Source organism: Marinobacter litoralis (assembly GCF_016427555.1).
Taxonomy (GTDB): Bacteria; Pseudomonadota; Gammaproteobacteria; order Pseudomonadales; family Oleiphilaceae; genus Marinobacter; species Marinobacter litoralis_A.
Genome location: NZ_JAELVS010000007.1, coordinates 1 through 21126, shown reverse-complemented (window position 1 = coordinate 21126; position 21126 = coordinate 1). Strand labels below are relative to the sequence as shown.

Below are 21126 nucleotides of genomic sequence, written 5' to 3'. Positions count from 1 at the left end.
TCGCTATGTCGTTATTGTTTTGTGGCTTGTGATTCGAGCTGATCGTCTGTCTGGCCAAAACGACGTTTGCGGGTGCCATAGGCCTCTAACGCTTTCAGCATCTCTTCAGCTTTAAAATCGGGCCAGAAAACGTCGGAGAAGTAAAACTCCGTATAGGCCAAGTGCCACAATAAGAAATTGCTGATGCGCTGCTCACCAGCGGTACGAATCATCAGGTCAGGCATCGGCAAATCGCCAATACTCAAATGCTGCTGAATCATATCATCGGTAATATCGGAAGGAGCCAACTCACCGGCGCGAACTTTTTCGGCGACCGCCTGAGTGGCCTGGGTGATATCCCAGTGCCCGCCATAATTGGCGGCGATCACCAACGTCATCGCCGTATTATCGCGGGTCAGCGCCTCGGCTTTCTCCATATGCTCCTGGAGTATGGGATTGAACGCAGATCGGTCGCCGATAATCCTCAACCGGATGTTATTGCGGTGAAGTTTGCGAACCTCCCGCTCAAGCGCAATCACAAACAGGCGCATCAACGCCGACACTTCGTCTTTAGGGCGTCGCCAGTTTTCACTGGAGAAGGCAAACAGGGTAAGTACCTCAATGCCCTGCCGCGCACAGGTTTCCACAACGGCTTTAACCGCATCCACTCCTGCTTTATGGCCCGCGACTCCCTTCAATCGCCGCGCTTTCGCCCACCGATTGTTGCCATCCATGATAATGGCCACATGCCGGGGACGACTGCTAGCCGTCACCGGAATTTCTGCGGTTATTTGATCCGTCATGAAACCCTCTGTGCAGTGGCACGTTCAACCACTGCTCACTCTGTTTCTGAACAATCTGACGGTTAAACCGCCATCAGATCCTCTTCTTTCGCCTTGAGCATCTTTTCGATCTCGGCGATGTACTTGTCGGTCAGCTTCTGAATCTCATCTTCGCCACGGCGCAAATCGTCCTCGCTGATCTCCTTCTCTTTCAGAAGGTCTTTGAGCATGCCGTTCGCGTCACGACGCGCGTTACGAACAGATACACGCCCTTGCTCGGCATCACCACGCGCCTGCTTGACCATCTCTTTACGGGTCTGCTCGGTCAGCATGGGCATGGGAACACGAATGGCATCGCCGTTGCTAGACGGGTTCAGGCCAAGATCCGACATCATGATGGCTTTTTCAATCGCTGAAATGATGCTCTTTTCCCAGGGCGCAACCAGCAACGTACGGTTGTCTTCCACGTTTACGCTGGCCACCTGCTTCAGCGGGGTGTCTTGACCGTAGTAGTTCACCATCACGCTATCAAGAATCGCAGGGTGAGCGCGACCGGTACGGATTTTGTTGAAAGCCGAGGTAAGCGCCTCAAGGCTTTTCTTCATTTTCGATTCAGCTTCTGTCTTAATATCGTCAATCACGTCGAAACCCTCAATTCATTACTCAATCAATGTGCCTTCTTTCTCTCCCGTCACGATGCGGGTGAGAACGCCTGGCTGGTTCATATCGAACACCCGCAAAGGCATGCCGTGATCACGAGCCAGACAGATAGCGGTAAGATCCATCACGCCAAGCTTGCGATCCAACACTTCATCGTAGGTCAGGCGATCATATTTTACTGCGGTGGGGTCCAGATTGGGATCCGCGTTATACACACCATCCACTTTGGTGGCCTTCAGAACGGCATCGGCCTCAATCTCAATACCGCGAAGGCAAGCGGCTGAATCGGTGGTAAAGAAAGGATTGCCGGTACCCGCACTGAAAATCACCACGTCGCCTTCTTTCAAATCGCGCACAGCGCGACGGCGGTCATAGTGCTCAACAATGCCGCTCATGGGGATCGCGGACATAACCCGAGTACGAATATTGGAACGTTCAAGCGCGTCGCGCATGCCAAGGCCATTCATCACAGTTGCCAGCATCCCCATGTGGTCGCCAGTCACCCGATCCAGCCCGGCTTCACTCAATGCTGCACCACGGAACAGGTTGCCGCCACCAATAACCAGAGCAACCTGCACACCGATACCCACAAGGGCACCGATTTCCAACGCCATGCGGTCAAGTACCTTAGGATCAATACCGAACTCGTGCTCCCCCATCAGGGCCTCACCACTGAGCTTCAGCAGAACACGCTTATATCTGGGTTGATTGGTTGAAGATGTCGGTGTCGGCATGGTGATCCCCTTTTCGTCTTTTGGCTGTGCAGCTTCAAACCTTTGGCAGGCTTGTATCTGACATACCCCTCTGAGGCTAGCGCTTAAAAAGGGGTATCTCAGATACAAGCCCGCCACGAAAGCCGGGCGAACCCGGCTGACGTGGCAGACTTAGGTAGCACGACTGTCTTTGACAGACGTACTCAAAAAATGGATCAGGCCTTGCCTGTGCCAGCGGCCGCAGCCACTTCAGCAGCAAAATCCACTTCTTCTTTTTCGATGCCTTCACCCACTTCCAGGCGAGTAAAGCCAACCAGCTCGCCGCCTGCGGCTTTGATCAGCTCACCCACTTTCTGCTCTGGGTTTTTAACGAAAGGCTGTTCGATCAGGCTGTTTTCAGCCAGGAATTTCTTGATACGGCCGCCCATCATCTTTTCAACGATTTCGGCAGGCTTGCCTTCCATATCAGGCTGAGACTTGATGATGGCTTCTTCTTTAGCCAGCTCGTCTGCAGGCATGTCTTCCGGCTTGCCTACGCGCGGGTTAACCGCAGCTACGTGCATAGCGATGTCGCGAGCCAGCTCTTCAGTACCAGCACTCAGAGCGACAACGGAAGCGATCTTGCTGTTGCTGTGAACGTATCCACCAACAACCGGACCTTCAACTTTAACCAGACGACGAACCGTGATGTTCTCACCGATCTTCTGAACCAGCGCTTCACGCTTGCTTTCCAGATCGCCTTCCATCAGCTTCGCAACGTCAGTTTCGCCTTTTTCAAACGCAACGTTCAGAACGTCGTTCGCGAAGTTCATGAAGTTGTCGTCACGGGCAACGAAGTCAGTCTCAGAGTTAACTTCCAGAATGAAAGCAACGGTCTTGTCGTCAGAAACCTTAACCAGAGAAACACCTTCAGCAGCGGTACGACCGGCTTTCTTGGCAGCTTTCAGGCCAGATGACTTACGAAGCTCTTCGATTGCAGCTTCAACACTGCCTTCAGCTTCAACCAGTGCTTTTTTGCACTCCATCATGCCAAGACCAGTGCGCTCACGCAGCTCTTTGACCATTGCAGCGGTAATTGCAGCCATGTTCAGTCCTCTCAATCAGTTACAAATTCGGTGGGAAGGCATGCCCGGTAAAAAGGGACATGCCTTATAACTCAGACCTGACGGTCAAGCATTACTCGGCAGCTGGAGCAGCGCCTTGGGCATCTTCGCTAACTTCTACGAACTCGTCAGCGCCGCCGGCAGTCTGGGAAGACTCCAGGCAAGTATCAGCAACCGCTTTTACGTAGATCTGGATAGCGCGGATTGCGTCGTCGTTACCCGGGATCACGTAGTCAACACCGTCAGGATCGCTGTTGGTATCAACAACACCAATAACAGGGATGCCCAGCTTGTTCGCTTCTTTAATAGCGATACGCTCGTGGTCTACGTCAACAACGAACAGCGCGTCAGGCAGGCCGCCCATGTCTTTGATACCACCGATAGAACGCTCAAGCTTATCCATTTCGCGGGTACGCTCAAGTGCTTCTTTCTTGGTCAGCTTGTCGAAAGTACCGTCTTTGCTCTGGGCTTCCAGATCGCGGTAGCGACGGATAGACTGACGAATGGTCTTGTAGTTGGTGAGCATGCCACCCAACCAGCGATGGTTAACGTACGGCTGGTTAGAACGCAGTGCTTCTTCCTTGATGATCTTGGCTGCGGCACGCTTGGTACCCACAAACAGGATCTTGTTCTTGCTTTCAGTCAGTTGCTGAATGAAATCCAGCGCCTGGTTCATCGCAGGAACAGTCTGCTCAAGGTTGATGATATGAATCTTGTTACGAGCACCAAAGATGTACTTACCCATCTTCGGGTTCCAGTAACGGGTTTGGTGTCCAAAGTGAGCACCTGCTTTCAGCAGGTCACGCATATTTACCTGAGCCATGATAGTTACCTTTTAGCTTCGGGTTAGGCCTCCACGCATCCAATTGCCCCAACCTGTCTCCTTAAAGCAGGAGCCGGCACCCTGGGACAACGTGCTGACACGTGTGTGAATTTACCGAGTTTTGTTTCGGCGGGCGCGTTTATACCATATTCCGCTCCCGCAACGCCATTACTTTTGGCAAATACCTTCCTTGTACCTATTGCTTCAGCCCCTTAAAATGCTGGCTTGATGCACATACAACAGGAAGACCGATGCAAGTATCTATTAAGACCCCCGAAGAAATTGAAAAGATGCGGGTAGCCGGCCGCCTGGCAGCCGAAGTTCTGGAAATGATCGGCGAGCACGTCAAACCTGGCGTTACCACCGAAGAGCTTGACCGAATCTGCCACGACTACATTGTGAATAAACAGCAGGCCATTCCAGCGCCGCTGAATTACAAAGGTTTCCCGAAGTCTATCTGCACCTCGGTGAACCATGTTGTGTGCCACGGCATTCCAACCGACAAAAAAGTTCTGAAAGATGGCGATGTCATCAACATCGACGTAACCGTCATTAAAGATGGCTATCACGGCGATACCAGTAAGATGTGGATTGTCGGCAAGCCTAAGCCCGGCTCAGAGCGCCTGATCCAGATCACGCAGGAGTGCCTGTACAAGGGCATTGAACTGGTCAAGCCCGGTGCGCGTCTTGGCGACATTGGTCACGTAATCCAGAAACACGCGGAGAAGCACCGCTATTCCGTGGTCCGGGATTATTGCGGTCATGGCATCGGCGCAGTATTCCATGAAGAACCTCAAGTCTTGCATTACGGCACGCCGGGAACGGGTCTTGAGCTGCAAGAAGGCATGACGTTCACCATCGAACCCATGCTGAACCAAGGCAAATACCACACAAAAATTTTGGCTGACGGATGGACTGCAGTCACCAAAGATCACAAATTGTCGGCCCAATGGGAACACACCATTCTGGTAACCGCAGACGGCCACGAAGTTCTGACCAAACGTTCAGAAGAGTCCTTCTAAAGTGGACCCAAGCGAGCTGGAGCCGCGCATCAGCCACGACCCTTCCCCGGTCGTGGCGGCAAGAGAGTATTTGCAGCATCACTACGAAGCCGATGCCGAAGCGTTTCAACAAGGCGCTGATGTCAGAGCTCTGGTGCACGCCAGAGCGACGACAGTAGACACGGTGCTTCGACTGATCTGGAATCGCTACCCCTTTTCCAGCTCGCCCGACATCGCCTTGGTTGCCGTAGGCGGATATGGCCGAGGCGAACTTCACCCCCATTCCGATATCGACCTGCTCATACTCACTCGCAAGGGTACAGAAAGCGCGTGGCAAGACGATCTGAGCGCCTTCATCACCTTGTTGTGGGATCTGAAACTGGATATCGGCCATAGCGTTCGCAGTGTTGACGAATGCGTTGCCGCGGCAAAACAAGACATCACCATTCTGACCAACCTGCTGGAAACCCGGACCATCGCAGGGCAAGACAGCCTTCGAGAGGATCTCACCGAGCAGGTATATCTGGACGACGTGATGTCCGACAAAGATTACTTTGTCGCCAAGTGGGAAGAGCAGCAAAGCCGTCACAAAAAGTACGGCGATACCGAGTACAACCTGGAGCCCAACGTCAAAGGCTCTCCCGGCGCACTGCGGGACATACAAACCATCGGCTGGATTACCAAACGGCATTTCCGGCTTGAGAGCACCGCCGAGTTGGCCCGTTTCAGCATCATCACCGATGAAGAGCACAGAGTGTTGCTGGAAGGCGAAACCTTTTTATGGCGTTTACGCTTCGGCCTGCAGCTCATTGCCGATCGGAATGAAAACCGGCTGCTGTTTGATCATCAGCGCGCCCTCGCTTCCATGCTGGGTTACAAAGACGAAGGCAAACGCCTCGGCGTCGAGCTGATGATGCAGTCTTACTACCGCACCGTGCTGGCGCTGGCAGAGCTGACTGACGTTATTCTCCAATACTACGACGAAGCGATTTTGGGCAGTGGCGGTGAAGACGAAATCCGGCCTCTGAACAAACGCTTTCAAATGCGCAACTTCTACATCGAAGCCATCAACAACCAGGTGTTCGCCTACGCCCCCTACGCCATCATGGAAATTTTCGTGCTGATGGCGCAGCATCCGGAAATCAAAGGCATTCGAGCAACCACCATCCGCTCACTGCGTGCGCACCGGCACCTGATTGACGATGTATTCCGCTCCGATCTCGCAGTAACCAGCCTGTTCATGGAGCTTTTGCGCACGCCCCACCCGCTGCACAAAACGCTCTCGGCAATGAAGAAGTACAACGTGTTGGGCCGTTATCTGCCGGAATTTGGCGACATCATTGGCCAGATGCAACACGACCTGTTCCACATCTACACGGTGGACGCGCACACCATGCGCGTGATCCGCAACATGGTCAGGCTGACCAGCGACGAAGCCAGAACCGAATACCCCTTGGCCTCGCGCCTGATTCATCGCCTGCCGAAAATGGACACCCTGTTTATCGCCGGCCTCTACCATGACGTCGCCAAAGGCCGCGGAGGCGACCATTCGGAACTCGGCGCCATGGATGCCGAAGCATTCTGCGAGCGTCACCACTTAAGTGAGCGCGACACCCGGATGATCGCCTGGCTGGTGGAGAACCACCTGCTCATGTCGATGACTGCCCAGCGTAAAGACATTTCAGACCCGGACATCATTCAGGCCTTTGCTCGAGCCATCCCGAGTCAGGCGCATTTGGACTACCTGTACACGTTAACCGTGTGCGATATCAGCGCCACCAACCCCAAGCTCTGGAACACCTGGCGCGCCTCACTGTTGCGCCAGCTCTATATTGAAGCCAAGCGAGCATTACGCCGCGGTATAGACACACCGGTTAACCGACAAGCGTGGATTGACGCCACCCGCGAAGAAGCCCGGGAAATCCTCAACGCCCAGAACATGACCGACGAACAGATCGATCAGATCTGGGATACGGTGGATGAGGAATACTTTTTGCAGGACTCCACCGTCGATATCGCCTGGCAGACTGCTGCGATCATCCGCCACGGTGACAATCCAGACCCACTGGTGTTGATCCGGGACACCCGCGGAGGGCCAACTGACGGCTACTCACAGATCATCATCTACATGCGGGACAGGGTCGCCCTGTTTGCAGCCACAACCGCCGTGCTGGAACAACTGAACCTGAACATCGTCGATGCTCGCATCAATTCCAGCGAGGGCCCCCACTCGATCAGCTCTTACATCGTGTTGGACGAGAAAGGGCAGCCACTGGGCATCGACCCAGCTCGAAAGGAGCGAGTGCGCAAACGACTGATCGAAGAACTGGATGACCCGGAAGACTACCCGGACATCATCCATCGGCGCACGCCCCGACAGCTCAAACACTTTGCGTTCCCGACCGAAGTGACCTTTTCAAACGACACCATCAACCAACGAACGTTGATGGAGGTCATTACCCCCGACCGCCCCGGCCTGCTGGCCCGGATTGGTCAGGTTCTGCTCGAACACCGGGTTCGGCTGACCAACGCCAAAATCGCGACTTTAGGTGAACGAGTAGAAGACGTTTTCTTCATTACTGACGAACAAGGCCGACCACTAAGCGACCCCGCTAAGTGCGAAGCCCTGCAACAGCACCTCTGCAAAATGCTGGACGAGATTCAATGAATTCCAACCTAGAAAGACTGCACCCTTACCCGTTTGAAAAACTGGCGAAACTAAAGGCCGGCATCTCCGTGCCTGAGCATCTCGCGCCGATTTCACTGGGTATTGGCGAACCCAAGCACCCGGCCCCGGCTTTCGTTAAGCAGGTGGTGGCCGACAACCTCGGCAAGCTTGCCAACTACCCCACCACCAAGGGCATCGACGAACTGCGCGAAACGATTGCCAATTGGGCCACTCGCCGTTTCAATTTGCGCGAAGGCTCACTCGACCCGGCCCGCAACATTGTTCCGGTTAATGGCACCCGCGAAGCCATCTTTTCGTTGGTACAGGCCGTAGTGGATTCGAGCAAACCTGCCACCGTAGTCAGCCCAAACCCGTTTTATCAGGTTTACGAAGGGGCCGCCTTCCTCGCCGGAGCCGATCCTGTTTACCTGCCTTGCGATGCCAGCAACGGTTTCATTCCGGATTTCGACAAGGTGCCGGAATCGGTCTGGGCCAGCTGCCAGGTCTTGTTCCTGTGTTCACCCGGCAACCCCAGCGGCGCCGTGGTCAGCCGTGAAACTCTGACCAAAGTGATCGAACTGGCCGACCGCCACGAATTTATTGTGGCGTCTGACGAGTGCTACTCCGAACTCTACCCGGACGAAGCCAACCCGCCCGAAGGCCTGCTGCAAACCTGTGCCGCCATAGGCCGCCACGATTTCAAACGCTGCGTGGTGTTCCACAGCCTATCGAAGCGCAGCAATCTGCCCGGCCTGCGCTCCGGCTTTGTCGCCGGCGATGCAGACGTATTGGCGGGTTACCTGAAATACCGGACCTACCACGGCTGCGCCATGCCCATTCATAATCAATTGGCCAGCATTGCAGCGTGGAACGATGAAGAACACGTTAAAGAAAACCGGTCGGCGTATCGCGCCAAGTTCGAAGCGGTAGTGCCTATCCTGCGCGAAGTGATGAACGTCGACTTCCCGGATGCCGGCTTCTACCTCTGGCCGGAAACACCCTTCGATGACGAAACCTTCGCCCGGGAATTGTCGGCACAGCAAAACGTCCATGTACTGCCTGGCCGCTACCTTTCCCGCACCGTGGACGGCCACAACCCCGGCGAAAACCGGGTTCGCATGGCCTTGGTGGCACCTGTAGAAGAGTGCGTTGAAGCGGCTCACCGCATTGTGGAATTTGTAAAAGGGTTTAACGCATGAAGCTCTACGGCATCACAAACTGCGACACCGTCAAAAAAGCCCGTAAATGGCTGGATGAAAACGGCATCGCCTATGAATTCCACGACTTCAAAAAAGACGGCCTCACCAGCGAAAAGCTGGCCGAGTGGGAGCAATCGTTGAATTGGGAAACACTGATCAACAAGCGCGGCACCACCTGGCGAAAACTTCCGGATGAGGTTCGTGATACCATGACCGCCCAAAGTGCCCACCAGGTCATGCTGGAGAACACCTCCATCATTAAACGCCCGGTTGTTGAACGCGGCGAAACGGTTACCGTGGGTTTTAACGCAGACGAATGGGCTGCGTGGACAAACTAACAGATTAACCCCTGCCCCAGTCTCCTTACACAAGTAGAGGAGACGTAAGGCAGCGGAAAAGAACTCAGTTATTAAACTTCAGAAACAGGAGCAACCACCAGATGAGTTTTGCATTCGGCATCGGCATCGGCACCCAGAACAACCAGGGCGAATGGCTGGAAGTGTTCTACCAGCAACCGGTTATGACCCCAGGCAAAGACCTGATCGACGTGGTTGAAACCGCGCTGAACTACAAAGGCGGCAACCAGGCCATTGAAGCAAGCGCCGAGCAGCTGACCCAGTTTGCTACCTCCCTGCGCCAGTTGGGCGAAACCGCTCAGGCAAAACTGGCCGAGCAAGCAGCCGAAAGCAAAAGCCCGGTCGTGGTTACCGTTTTGGCAACCGACGACACTGCCTCCAGCACCCCGGAGGTGTACCTGAAGCTGCACCTGATTTCTCACCGCTTGGCCAAGCCCCACAGCCTGAAGCTGGACGGCATCTTCGGCCTGCTGCCAAACCTGGCCTGGACCAACGAAGGCGCCATTGACCTGAACGAACTGCCAACTCGGCAGCTGCAGGCTCGCGTTGAAGGCCGCACTCTGGAAGTAAAATCTGTCGACAAGTTCCCGCAGATGACCGATTACGTAGTACCTAAAGGCGTGCGTATTGCCGACACCTCTCGTGTTCGCTTGGGCGCTTACGTGGGCGAAGGCACCACCGTCATGCACGAAGGTTTCATCAACTTCAACGCAGGCACCGAAGGCACCAGCATGATCGAAGGCCGCATTTCTGCAGGCGTGATGATCGGCAAAGGTTCGGATCTGGGCGGCGGCTGCTCCACCATGGGCACCTTGTCTGGCGGCGGCAACATCATCATTTCCGTGGGCGAAAACTGCCTGCTGGGCGCGAACGCGGGCATCGGTATCCCTCTGGGCGACCGTTGCACTGTAGAAGCTGGCTTGTACATCACCGCAGGCACCAAAGTGGCTCTGCTGGATGACAACAACGAGCTGGTTGAAGTGGTTAAGGCTCGCGATCTGGCCAGCAAGAACGACCTGCTGTTCCGCCGCAACAGCCAGACCGGCGCCGTTGAGTGCAAGACCAACAAGTCAGCTATCGAGCTGAACGAAGAACTGCACGCCAACAACTAAGACCCGCACAAGCCCCTCTTCCGCCGCGAAGAGGGGCCATTCCAGAACAAGCAAGAGCCTTCCTATGACCTTATCGCCTACTCTCCAACTCGCCATGGACCTCATTCGCCGCCAGTCGGTCACACCCGACGACGCCGGTTGTCAGGAACTGATGATGTCCCGCCTCGCCCCACTCGGCTTTGCCGGCGAGAACCTGCGATTTGGCGAAACCGACAACCTCTGGGCACGAAAAGGCACCGATGGCCCGGTGCTGGCTTTTGCAGGCCATACCGACGTGGTGCCAACTGGCCCCGAGCGAAACTGGGCCAACGCCCCTTTCGAACCGGTTATTGAGGAAGGCTTTTTGTACGGCCGCGGCGCAGCCGATATGAAAGGCAGCCTTGCGGCGTTTGTCACGGCCTGTGAGCGCTTTGTCGCCAAGAACCCCAACCATCGTGGCTCTATTGCCCTGCTCATCACCAGCGATGAAGAAGGCCCGGCTCACGATGGCACGGTTAAAGTGATTGAAACACTCGAAGCCCGAAACGAGAAAATCGACTGGTGCCTTATTGGCGAGCCGTCCAGCACCCATGAAGTGGGCGACGTAATCAAAAACGGTCGTCGCGGCTCACTGCACGGCTACTTGACCGTACACGGTACCCAAGGCCATGTGGCCTACCCGCATCTGGCAGAGAACCCGGTTCACACCGTCGCCCCGGCATTGGATGCCTTAGCCAAAGAGTTCTGGGACAACGGCAACGACTTTTTCCCGCCGACCACCTTCCAGATCACCAAAATTGAATCCGGCGTGGGCAGCAACATCATTCCCGGCGAATGTGTGGTGCACTTCAACTTCCGTTATTGCACCGAAAACACCGCCGAAAGCCTGGAAGAACGCGTGGTCGCCATTCTGGACCGCCACAATTTCAAATACGACCTGCAGTGGCACCTGAGTGGTCGTCCCTTCCTGACTGAGCGAGGCGCACTGGTGTCCGCCAGCCAAGACGCCATCCGCAACGTCACCGGCCGGGAAACCGAACTATCCACATCGGGCGGCACATCCGATGGCCGTTTTATCGCGCCCACCGGCGCACAAGTGGTCGAACTCGGCCCCATCAACGCCACCATCCACAAAGTGGACGAATGCGTGAAAGCGGACGATCTGGATACCCTGTCAGAAATCTACGAACAGATTCTGGTCGAACTGCTGGGATAATTCAGAAGGCGGTAGACCCACTCGGATTGATGGGCCTTTACACTGAGGGGTCAGCCCCCCGCGCGTCTTTGGGCCCTAAGGCCGCGCGAGGGTCTGACCCCGGAGTTAAAACCAAGCTCCAAAATCAATAATGCGGCGGAGGAGTCTCCTCATCCTCCCGCCGGATATTGGAAGGCGATACATCCTTTAGCTGCTGGTGCATCAGCCGCTTCGCCTCCCACAGCTCCCGAATGTCCATTTCCTGCTTGGTCACCTGCTCGCTCAAGGTGTTGATGACGTCATCCTGAAACGCAAGTCGCATTTCCAGATCTGCAATCCGGTCTTCGAGAGTCTTTTTACTCATGAGATTTGGTCAGCCCTTTCTTTAATCTGGTATCATGGCGCCTTTTACCGCCAACGCCAGATATTCTAAACACAGAATTCAGCGGCGGTGTTCACTGCCGGACATGCCATTTTACCCGATGTGCGGCTTTTTATCGTTAGCGTTTGAATATGGAGAATAACCAACCAATGCGTAATCCAGCCAAAGCGATCCTTGTTGCTATCCTGATCGCAATTCCGGCACCGTTTGTTCTGGGCCTGCTACTGTCTGCCACCCCGGCACCGCTGAAACTGCTCGCCATGGGCGAAGGCGTTGAAGCTCTGGGTAGCCAAGGTGGTATTGCCGCGTATTTGATGGCGTTTGCTGTTTTCGCCATTGTGGGTTTTATCGCTGTTTTGGTTGCCGGTAAGCAAGCAGCACCTGCTGCCCCAGCTCGCACCCAGAACCGCCCGGCTCGTGCCAGCCAGCCACAGAACGATTACGACGACGAAGACGACTTTGACGACAACACTCCGGAAGGAGACGAAGAAGGTACCGTTAAGTGGTTCAACGTCAAAAAAGGCTTCGGCTTTATCGTGCGTGACAGTGGGGACGAAATCTTCGTTCACTTCCGCGCCATTCGTGGCCGTGGCCGCCGCGTTCTGCGCCAGGGCCAACTGGTTCGCTTCAACGTGGTTGATGCCGACAAAGGCCTGCAGGCTGACAACGTATCAATCCTGAGCGATTGATTGTCCCCTGCGGAAACAAAAAGGCAGCCTTGATTGGCTGCCTTTTTACGTTCAGGGCATTGTTAATTCCAAACGACCTGCTGTTCTCCGCGATGATCTAATCGCCACCACTTTTCATCATCCAGTGAATCGCCTTCCTGCCACTCGCCTAAGCTGCAGCGGATCTCCCCTTCCATCATTCTCCAGGCGCTTCGAGCGCACTCAAGATCGTTGTTCCACGGCAACTCGTCGCCCTCAATAACCAGCGACGTAAATCGTTTCCCGAACGCGCCCGGATACAAGGTAATGCGCAGCGTGCTGCCGTTGAAACGTGCACTGCCTTTAGCAACCGAGGTCACATCGGCATCGTCCAGCCGAACGTCATCAAGCTGCCCTTCAAGCCACCGGGATACGGCACCCGGCTCTAGGTCACGAATGTATATTTCCAGATCCTGCACCCAAGGTATCTCCATGCTGTTGCTCATACTGCCGCACATAGTGAACCGGCTCTGGCGCGGCTGCAAGCCATCGCTCCAATTCCTGCCGAAGATCATCCACCGTCAACCGGCGCAAAGTACCGGCCCGTTGGCGCTCATGCCAGAGCACTTCAGACGCGGCCCTGGCCAGTTCCAGATCCTGTATTTCCTGATCTTCATGGCGAATATGCTCACCCCGCGCCGCCGATACCAGCCCCTGCCTGTGCGCAACTTCCTGCCTGCCTGCAAGTGCCACTGATTCCAGAGGGCCTCGATCAGCAAACAGTTGAAGGCAGGCCGCCGCTCTTTGCACCCACTCCAGCATTCCTCCCGGCGAAGCAACGCAGCGGCTTTGGCGGGTAGCTGCGTATTCCAGCGCCGAAAGCGCAATTTCGATGTTAAAACGTTTCTCAATCAAGGGCTGATGTGCGGTGATGATTGCACGCCGTTGCGCCGTACTGATCGGGGGCAACGACAAACGCTCAAGCCTTCTGCCCAGTAAATGATTTAGCCGTTGCTCTTCGCTGGCGTTGCTTCCCTCGCAGGGCGCGAGCAGCAAAATCGGCCCGCACCAGCCAGAGACGATCTCACGCGCCACACCGTTCGGCTGCGCCATCAACTCCAGCAGTTCCAGCGGCGATACGTTATCCAGCACTAAGACCGGCCAACCGACTACATCCTCGTTTTGGGAAGGCACCACCGGTTGCTCCAGCGCCATCACTTCGGCCTGCCGCCGCAAATCGACCTGCACCCAGAAGAGGCCGGGCGTATCTACAAGCGACTGCAGCCACGCGGTTTTACCACTACCACGCTCCCCCTGAACCCAAATTAACCCGTTTTTATTAGCGGCGAGATTAACCGCGACATCTTCAACGAATGCCAGCCAGCCCGGTTCCACAAGCGTTAAAGGGGTATAGGCCGATGCGTTCGCATCTTGCTGAGCAGAGGATGTAATGTCTTCGCCCGGCCAGACACCCACCAATTCCAGTACCGCAACGTACGCTTTATCCTGCAAGCGCTCGGCACAAGTCACCAGCCCACGTAACAGCTGCGACCAGTTCAACCAGGGGCTTTCGATAACCTCCCGAGTCGCCGAGATCCAATAGATGAGCTGCGACGACAAATCGCCATCGCCGTGGACTTCCGCCACGATGGGCTGCTCACCCTGAATGGTGCGAACCAACTCATCAAAATCCACGCCTTGGCGTTTGAGGAAGGGAGCAACAGCATCAATCACATCCAGCATTGCCAGCAGAAAATCTTCCGCGGTAATGACCGAACCGCCCCGTTTCCCAACATTGTCGCGAGCGACAAGCAGTGCTTGCTGACATTGGGGCTCCAGGCATCCTTGCCAATCTTCCATTGCGGCGTTCTCCATCGGGGGAATAATTCAAGCCAAAACTCTAGCAAAGCACTCGCTTCACTTTGGCGCTTAACATCACACGCCGCCCACTGAGTTGGATTAAACTTCTGAAAGCTAACGCTTTGAGATGGCCGCGCTTCAGGCTCTCAACCACCTTCCAATTCAGGTATGCTGAGCAAATGGATACAACCTCAGCGCCCTTCTCACTACACCGGATAAAAACACCCGCCATACGCCATTTGGCCTGGTTATGTGAGGCCCCCCAGTTGGTGGCATCAGCAATCAATTTTCATCCCTCGGAGTTCCTTGCTGCGGACTACCTGAACACCTTGAATCATTGGGATAACAATCCAGACGCTGCACCGGCTCGATTAAGGGCTCCTTCAGAGAATCGGCTTGGCCACTACTTCGAGCGGCTTTACGAAGTCATGCTGAGTGAGCTCATGGGCTGGGACCTTGTCCTGAAAAACCAGCAGATACGAACCGATAAACAGACCTTGGGCGAATTGGATTTCCTGCTACGAAACCCGGTTTCCGGCGAGCTTGAGCACCATGAAATCGCCATCAAATACTATCTGGGCGTACCGTCAGCCAATGGGCCCACCTTGTGGTACGGGCCCAATGCGCGTGACCGGCTGGATTTGAAAACGAACCACATGCTGTCTCATCAAAGCCAAATGACACAGCGGCCTGAAACCCGAAAGGTGCTAGCGGAACTCGGCATTCACGAACCCGTCAAACCACGGATATTCATGCCCGGGTATCTGTTCTACCCGAACGGCGGTGACGCTAAACTTCCGAGTACTACTCCCGGCAACCACTTAACCGGGAAATGGCGCTATGCCGATAACGTCGGCGCGGAAGACACTAGCCGCTGGGTGCGTCTCAACAAGCCTCACTGGATTGGCCCTTGGCACCAAACAAGCAGGCCACACGCCGATGCCGCCCGGGACACCATCCAATGGGTTCAGGCAGAGGGGATTCCGGCATTGTTTGCTGAAATGGTATGGCACGCCGAGCTATCCTGCTGGGTAGAAGCCGACCGTTGCTTCGTGGTGCCCCGCAACTGGCCCCAAAACCACGCCTGATACAATACCAACACAGGAGATCATCATGAAATATCTGCACACCATGATTCGGGTCAGCAACCTGGATGAAACTCTGCACTTCTTCTGCGACCTGCTTGGAATGGTGGAAATCAGCCGAAAAGACAGCGAAAAAGGCCGCTTTACTCTGGTGTTTCTGGCCGCCCCTGAAGACGAAGAGCGCGCCCGGCAAGATAAGGCGCCCACCATAGAACTGACCTACAATTGGGATCCTGAGGAATACACCGGCGGCCGCAACTTCGGCCACCTCGCGTTTCGGGTAGACGACATTTATGCGCTGTGCGATAAGCTTCAAGCGAACGGCATTACCATTAACCGCCCGCCGAGAGACGGTTATATGGCGTTTATTCGCACGCCAGACGGGATTTCTATCGAGTTATTGCAGAAAGGCGAGGCTCTGCCGGTTCGGGAGCCTTGGGCAAGTATGGAGAATGTGGGGAGTTGGTGAGGGAATGGCCGATATTAAATCGGCCATGCTGTTTCAGGGCGCAGCTTGCGGTATTCATCCATTGAGATCTTGCCAAGCTGCGGCGTGAGTTTGCACTTGCGCTTACCCCAAGGGTATTCCACCTGCCGCTTCAGCCACTCTGCGCCCTCCCCTTGCTTCCAGGCTTCTAAATCCAGATCGCGCCAGAAGCGAGGGTTGCGGCCGGTGCGTTCGTCATGCTCCGCGGTGACTGGATCCAAGTGCCGGAACGGCTCGAGCCTTGGTATGTCGGGCAGAGGCTGCGTAACGTCCATGTAGGTCTGGAGCACATCCCAAAGCGCCAGAACTTCTGATTTACTGGATTCAATAGTGCTGAAAGCCGTTTTGTGGAACGATTTTTGGGTATATCGGTGCACGAAAATGAGACGGTAGAACACACCGCTCTGCTGAATCACCCGATCCACATAAGCATCGAATTCTACAAACGGCGCTTCGAAGAAACGCTTGCGACCCAAAGCCATCCGAACCTGCCCGGTTACGCGGTTAAACTCACTGCAGCCATCTTCCAGGGTGTCATCCAGTTTCTTGTTAATGCTCTTCTCAAAGGGTTTGAGAATGAACCCCATACCGGTGCTCATGAGCCAGTTGGTGGTGACTGGGGTAACCCAAATTGCAAAACCAAGCCAGCCTAACCCTAGTAGAAAGCCACTGATAATGACGAACCAAATAGTTACATCACTCAAGCCACGCTGCTCAAGAATTTCTGCCATCCCCCAAGTGACCGCCCCCAGCCCACTAAGCCAAAGGAACATCACCCAAGCAATCGGCAGGACTAACAGTAAGAATTTCAGGCCCAGTTTCCCATTCAGGAACCGAATCCGCTCGTGGTCCCACCACCAATCTTTGGAACTGAACTCTGGATCTGTCTTTTCGTGGTCTTGGAGTACTTCAACATCCTCGATCGTGCTGTTATGAGGGATAACGCCTGCATAGCTGCCGACGGGCTGTAGCTCCTCGCCAAGGCGAGCACGCTCCTTTGAGGATTTCGGAAGAGGGCGAATCTCAGACGACCGAAACGCCCCATCGACAACGTCGGACATCGAATTCATACACTGACCTCAGTAAAGTACCAATATGGAGATTTGGGCTGCCCATAGGGATTCATGAACGTGCGCTCCTTCGGCGGTGGCTGGCCGTGTCGTGCCAAGTCGAACGCTTCATAGTCTTCGAACACGGGCGCTGGAAAAACCAAAGGGCCCAACTCTGTGCCCAAAGTTACCTGCAGCCCTACCCTTAGTCGGGTTTCGATAGATTCCTGATAATGAAAACCTTGGTATTCACTATCCTGAATTTCACGTCTGACTAAAAAACGCACTGCTGACTGCCGAGGCAAAGACTGGCGGGCAGTCACCTTAGTGAGCGGGGTCGTTTTAAGCATATTGGTAACCGTATTGGATTCCGTTAGCCCCGCTGCAGGGAGGTTAGTGGTTGAGGAGAGATAGGCAACCTCTTGGACTACGAGCCTGAATGGACTGGAAGGGTATCCAGCCTCAGATTCTTGATGCAACCTGATACGACTGATTAGTGGCAGCTGCAAGGTTATTACGTAATCGTCTGGCTTAGGCCGATAATCAGGATGGCTTAACCCGGGATCCGGCTCAATTTCTTCGTATCGCTGCGCAGTCACCTGAACCGGAGATAAAAGGGAAAGAAGTTGGCTGTAGTAAGCTTTATCATCCCGACCTGGTAGCGAATTATCGGGGTGAATCCCCCAAGGCCCACGTTTTAGAAGTTGCTCGAACGCGTCGTCCGTAGCTGACGCTGCATAAAGGCCACCTCCAACAGCCATTGTCAAACCAAAGATCGCCCAACCCCAGCCCGGAATCGCCAACAGAGCATGCATAAGCGGCGACGCCAACACTATTAAGCTGCCTGTCATCGCGATAGCATGGCCGGCCGCAGCGTCAAAGTCTTTGTTGGTCAAGCTAATACGCATCTCCCAAAAACTCAAACCGGCACCGATCGCACCCGCAGCGAATGTTGCTAAGCCAACCACTCGCACTAAGGTAGGTGCTCCGAAGGCTTTCAATCGATTTCCTACAAAAACCCAGTTTTTCATATCGAATAGCGGCCGGGTAGCTATCCGATACATCCGTGTTGCCTGGTCGTGGGCCGCCGCACTGAGCCCCATAAGTTCACTGTATTTTAATGAGGCTGCCAGAAGGTCGCTTCCTGCGCCCATAATCAGCTTTGCCGCTGCAAAAGACACATTTCCATCTTGAGATACTGCCGCCTTCGAAACCGCGTGAAACTCCAGAAACACATTAAAAAGCGCCAACGCCACCAGTCCCCGAGACAACGCAGGCCCATCAACCACCTCATTAACACGCTTAGCCAGATTCACTCTAACCAAGCTCAACTTGCGTACTTCCGGATGATCATCCGGTGCAACGAACACTGAAGTCGAACCGGCAACCTTACGGATCGCCTGCTCAATCGTTCCGTGCATGCGTGCGGGGCTGGTAGAGGCCATTACTCGACTGGAATCGTCCAGCAAATCTGCGTACAGATAATCTTTTGACCGGGTGAGAACACCCTCCGTTCGATCAAAATCAGTCAGCCCCCGCACCACTCCATTTCCGGACACACCTATGATCGCCCCGGAAATCTTTTCCCCTGCCCTATTCATTATATCGATGCGTTTAAGGCCAGGATCCACCAAAGCAAAATTAGAGAGTGCTCCCTGCATGATACGCTGGAGTTCAACCCGCTTAATAAGGTCTTCTTCTATCAGCCGCTTACCCACAGTAAGCACTGCAGAACTCCACTCATTAAGCGAACCAGCGATCATTCCACTCACTTTGCCCGCATTAGCAACACCTTTGATCCCTGACTCAAGCCCACCATTTTGCTCATTCAACTGCTTTTCCAGATAAACCAGAGACTGAAGATTGAGTCGCTTCAACAGCTCTTCGTCAATCTCAGCGATATCTTGAACCCGCCTCTCTAAACTCTCGAAAAAGCGTTGTCCCCCGACTTCTGTTGCTTCCGGTGCCCACTTACTCAAAAACGAACGTTCGAAAAACCAACGACGGAGCTCTGGCGGAATCCACTCCCCACGAGTTACGCCCTGAGCCTGAAGCACACCAGGGATCTGCTGAAGCAGATTAAGTGTATCCGCAACCAACAAGTAACCTTCACAGATCGCCACGTCACTACACGTCCGATAGTCCTCGAGAATCACGTCAAGATTGGCGCTACTCAGCATTGTTCTCATCTTGGCTAAGTGCCGATCAATAACGTTGATAGCATGATGCTTTTCTTCGGCCTTGAGCACCTGATCGAGCTTGGAGCGGTCAACTGCTGAGGCATATCTTGCCAATGGATTTTGTCCCCGGGGTACAGGATCAAATACAGCCTGGCGGATGAGCATCGCGGAGTGCACCATCGGATTGCTCTGGATAGACACATCCACGGCATCCAGATAATGCAAAGCCAGGTGCAGCTGCGACATCGAATGCCGAAGCGTGAACAAAGGATCAGAAATCGCCAAACATGCCACACCTTGCTTCTGTCTGATTTCTGATAATTGATCCTCGCCCGATTCACACCTCATATCGAAAGGAGCTTCGAGTAATCGGCCAAGCTTAGCGCACAATTCACCCTCAGCCGGTCCTTCGAACCCTATTCCAAAATCACTGGGATTTTCGAGCATCAGTTCGACACCCAGATCTCGTGTGCGAAGCTCTGCCACATCTTCAATGCGCGAGGCCGGAAAACCGCCACTAAAACTTAAGCCTTCGATACTTGACGCTGCCCATGCAGAACCTGCATATGTGGTTCTGGCTATGCGAGCCGTCTCGTTTTGTTCAAGATGCTCAATATAGGACCAGTCCCACTGCACTTCGCTATAAGCCATGTGAAATTCAGACATGACTGCTTGTCCCTGGAGAAATACCGGCATTAGCACATCCTCTAGCCAATCGCCGCTGGATGGTCTAATCATCCGCAATCTGGAATCGGGATCCGTCACATCCGCACGAATTGCCGTAAGGTCAATGTCACTGAACCGAGAGCTTTCATCGATCTCCAACTCCCGCCAAAGCCGATCTTTCCGGAAAATATACAAATACCCCGGCCGCAACAGCGCTACGCCTTTACCTTGATTAATCGTTAACCCGCCAGATTTCACAGGCAGGTTATCAGCGATCTCGGCCAAAGGCTTTACCCTAAGCAGGGTATTCTCCTGGTAGTCCTCACGCTCAATATTGGACCGAGCATTTTCAAGAAGAGGAATAGTAATCTTGCCGCCATCTCGCTTGGGTACCGTCAGCACCAAATCCTTTGGGTCTGCGTCATCGTATTCGGCCTTTCTGACAACCGAGCGATCCCGTGATTCATCTATAAAATCCACTGTGTCGGTCATGCGTTGTCCTTTCCTTCAGTTCCTTTAACAGCCTCAACGGAATCCTGCTCGAGATTCCCTCCAATGACATCGACAATCAGTTTTCGATCAGAGCCCGGTAACTGCTCAACATCCATCTGATCAGGACCGGCTGATCTACGCTGCGCCACATTATCCAATGTGGGTGGCTGCGGCATTGCTGCTCCGTTATTTTCAAGCACCTGTGGCAGTTCAGGAGCAACGGTGCTTTGTCCGCTCCCACTCCCCGGCGCCCCACCCGAATTAATCTTGATTCCCGGCCCGCTCAGCGTCGCACCGCTGGGGTCAAGTTTGATAAAGCTCCCACCCCCGGAAATGGTCAGTTCAGCACCCGCATCCAACACCACTTTGGCCCCGGCCTTGTGATGCACTTCGGTGCCGGCTTCCGAGGCCATGGTGCGCGCGGTTTTCTGATGGTAGGTGCCCCCCACGGTCTGGCTGCAGTCTGCGCCAACGGACAGGCGGTTTTCACCGTCGGTGGTGCAATGGTCCGCCGCTTTGATGTGGCTGAATTGGTTGTTTTCCACCGTCTCGTGGCGATCGTTTTTGATGACTTCGGTGCGGTTGTGTTCTGTGAGCAGGTCCAGGTCTTTCTGGGCATGAACGTAAATCTGCTCTTCACCGGCTTCGTCTTCAAACCGCAGTTCGTTGCTGCCTTCGCCCTTGTGGGTTTTCGTCTTCAGGGTGGTC

20 protein-coding genes are annotated in these 21126 nt (G+C 54.5%); 9 read left to right on the top strand and 11 right to left on the bottom strand.

The window, feature by feature from the left end:
* Positions 1-11 precede the first annotated feature (11 nt).
* The 5 genes from JAO79_RS14955 to rpsB all read right to left on the bottom strand — a co-directional run bounded on the left by JAO79_RS14955 (position 12) and on the right by rpsB (position 4060).
* Complete coding sequence (locus JAO79_RS14955) at positions 12-782, bottom strand: isoprenyl transferase (protein ID WP_199008033.1); 771 nt, start codon at positions 780-782, stop codon at positions 12-14.
* Between the two features lie 62 nt (positions 783-844).
* Positions 845-1402, bottom strand: a complete 558-nt coding sequence (gene frr / locus JAO79_RS14950) for a ribosome recycling factor (protein ID WP_199008032.1) — start codon at positions 1400-1402, stop codon at positions 845-847.
* A gap of 18 nt (positions 1403-1420) precedes the next feature.
* A complete protein-coding gene (gene pyrH, locus JAO79_RS14945) occupies positions 1421-2155 on the bottom strand; it encodes a UMP kinase (protein ID WP_133005034.1) in 735 nt (244 codons plus the stop codon).
* 194 nt (positions 2156-2349) lie between these two features.
* Positions 2350-3219 carry a translation elongation factor Ts gene (tsf, locus tag JAO79_RS14940; RefSeq protein ID WP_199008031.1) on the bottom strand — a complete coding sequence of 290 codons (870 nt, stop codon included), beginning with the start codon at positions 3217-3219 and terminating at the stop codon, positions 2350-2352.
* Between the two features lie 91 nt (positions 3220-3310).
* Entirely contained in the window at positions 3311-4060 is a 750-nt protein-coding gene (rpsB, locus tag JAO79_RS14935) for a 30S ribosomal protein S2 (protein WP_199008030.1), read from the bottom strand.
* 251 nt (positions 4061-4311) lie between these two features.
* On the opposite strand from rpsB, the gene map reads away from it, so the two are divergent.
* From map to dapE, 6 genes are all read left to right on the top strand, one after another.
* Positions 4312-5082 (top strand): type I methionyl aminopeptidase, encoded by a 771-nt coding sequence (gene map, locus JAO79_RS14930; protein ID WP_199008029.1) that lies wholly within the window; start codon positions 4312-4314, stop codon positions 5080-5082.
* A gap of 1 nt (position 5083) precedes the next feature.
* A complete protein-coding gene (locus JAO79_RS14925; protein WP_199008028.1) occupies positions 5084-7729 on the top strand; it encodes a [protein-PII] uridylyltransferase in 2646 nt (881 codons plus the stop codon).
* Positions 7726-8928: a succinyldiaminopimelate transaminase gene (gene dapC, locus JAO79_RS14920; RefSeq protein ID WP_199008027.1), complete on the top strand. Its 1203-nt coding sequence runs from the start codon at positions 7726-7728 to the stop codon at positions 8926-8928. Before JAO79_RS14925 ends, dapC begins: the two co-directional genes overlap by 4 nt.
* Positions 8925-9266, top strand: coding sequence for an ArsC family reductase (locus tag JAO79_RS14915; protein WP_199008026.1), 342 nt, complete (start codon positions 8925-8927; stop codon positions 9264-9266). Before dapC ends, JAO79_RS14915 begins: the two co-directional genes overlap by 4 nt.
* Positions 9267-9367: 101 nt before the next feature.
* Positions 9368-10396 (top strand): 2,3,4,5-tetrahydropyridine-2,6-dicarboxylate N-succinyltransferase, encoded by a 1029-nt coding sequence (dapD, locus tag JAO79_RS14910; RefSeq protein ID WP_199008025.1) that lies wholly within the window; start codon positions 9368-9370, stop codon positions 10394-10396.
* Between the two features lie 64 nt (positions 10397-10460).
* Positions 10461-11591, top strand: a complete 1131-nt coding sequence (gene dapE / locus JAO79_RS14905) for a succinyl-diaminopimelate desuccinylase (protein ID WP_199008024.1) — start codon at positions 10461-10463, stop codon at positions 11589-11591.
* Between the two features lie 124 nt (positions 11592-11715).
* Here the strand turns inward: dapE and JAO79_RS14900 are convergent, their stop codons facing one another.
* The gene (locus JAO79_RS14900; protein WP_199008023.1) at positions 11716-11934 is read right to left on the bottom strand and encodes a SlyX family protein; all 219 of its coding nucleotides are present in this window, start codon (positions 11932-11934) and stop codon (positions 11716-11718) included.
* A gap of 167 nt (positions 11935-12101) precedes the next feature.
* Here JAO79_RS14900 and JAO79_RS16535 point away from each other — a divergent pair, with 167 nt between their 5' ends.
* Positions 12102-12641 (top strand): cold shock domain-containing protein, encoded by a 540-nt coding sequence (locus JAO79_RS16535; protein ID WP_320158969.1) that lies wholly within the window; start codon positions 12102-12104, stop codon positions 12639-12641.
* A 62-nt stretch (positions 12642-12703) separates the two neighbouring features.
* Here the strand turns inward: JAO79_RS16535 and JAO79_RS14890 are convergent, their stop codons facing one another.
* Positions 12704-13078 (bottom strand): hypothetical protein, encoded by a 375-nt coding sequence (locus JAO79_RS14890; protein ID WP_199008112.1) that lies wholly within the window; start codon positions 13076-13078, stop codon positions 12704-12706.
* Positions 13050-14459 (bottom strand): hypothetical protein, encoded by a 1410-nt coding sequence (locus JAO79_RS14885; protein ID WP_199008022.1) that lies wholly within the window; start codon positions 14457-14459, stop codon positions 13050-13052. The genes JAO79_RS14890 and JAO79_RS14885 overlap by 29 nt, the downstream gene beginning before the upstream one ends.
* A gap of 179 nt (positions 14460-14638) precedes the next feature.
* Between JAO79_RS14885 and JAO79_RS14880 the strand changes: the two genes are divergently transcribed.
* A complete protein-coding gene (locus JAO79_RS14880; RefSeq protein WP_199008021.1) occupies positions 14639-15547 on the top strand; it encodes a DUF1853 family protein in 909 nt (302 codons plus the stop codon).
* A 25-nt stretch (positions 15548-15572) separates the two neighbouring features.
* Complete coding sequence (locus JAO79_RS14875) at positions 15573-16013, top strand: VOC family protein (RefSeq protein WP_199008020.1); 441 nt, start codon at positions 15573-15575, stop codon at positions 16011-16013.
* Positions 16014-16027: 14 nt separating this feature from the next.
* On the opposite strand, the gene JAO79_RS14870 is transcribed toward JAO79_RS14875, so the two are convergent.
* The 3 genes from JAO79_RS14870 to JAO79_RS14860 form a co-directional block, all read right to left on the bottom strand.
* Positions 16028-17101, bottom strand: coding sequence for a hypothetical protein (locus JAO79_RS14870; RefSeq protein WP_199008019.1), 1074 nt, complete (start codon positions 17099-17101; stop codon positions 16028-16030).
* On the bottom strand, positions 17098-20418 hold the full coding sequence (locus JAO79_RS14865; protein ID WP_199008018.1) for a toxin VasX: 3321 nt from the start codon (positions 20416-20418) through the stop codon (positions 17098-17100). The genes JAO79_RS14870 and JAO79_RS14865 overlap by 4 nt, the downstream gene beginning before the upstream one ends.
* Positions 20415-21126 (bottom strand): bacteriophage T4 gp5 trimerisation domain-containing protein (locus JAO79_RS14860; protein WP_413785063.1); only part of this gene is annotated, 712 nt, incomplete at its 5' end. The genes JAO79_RS14865 and JAO79_RS14860, both read right to left, overlap by 4 nt.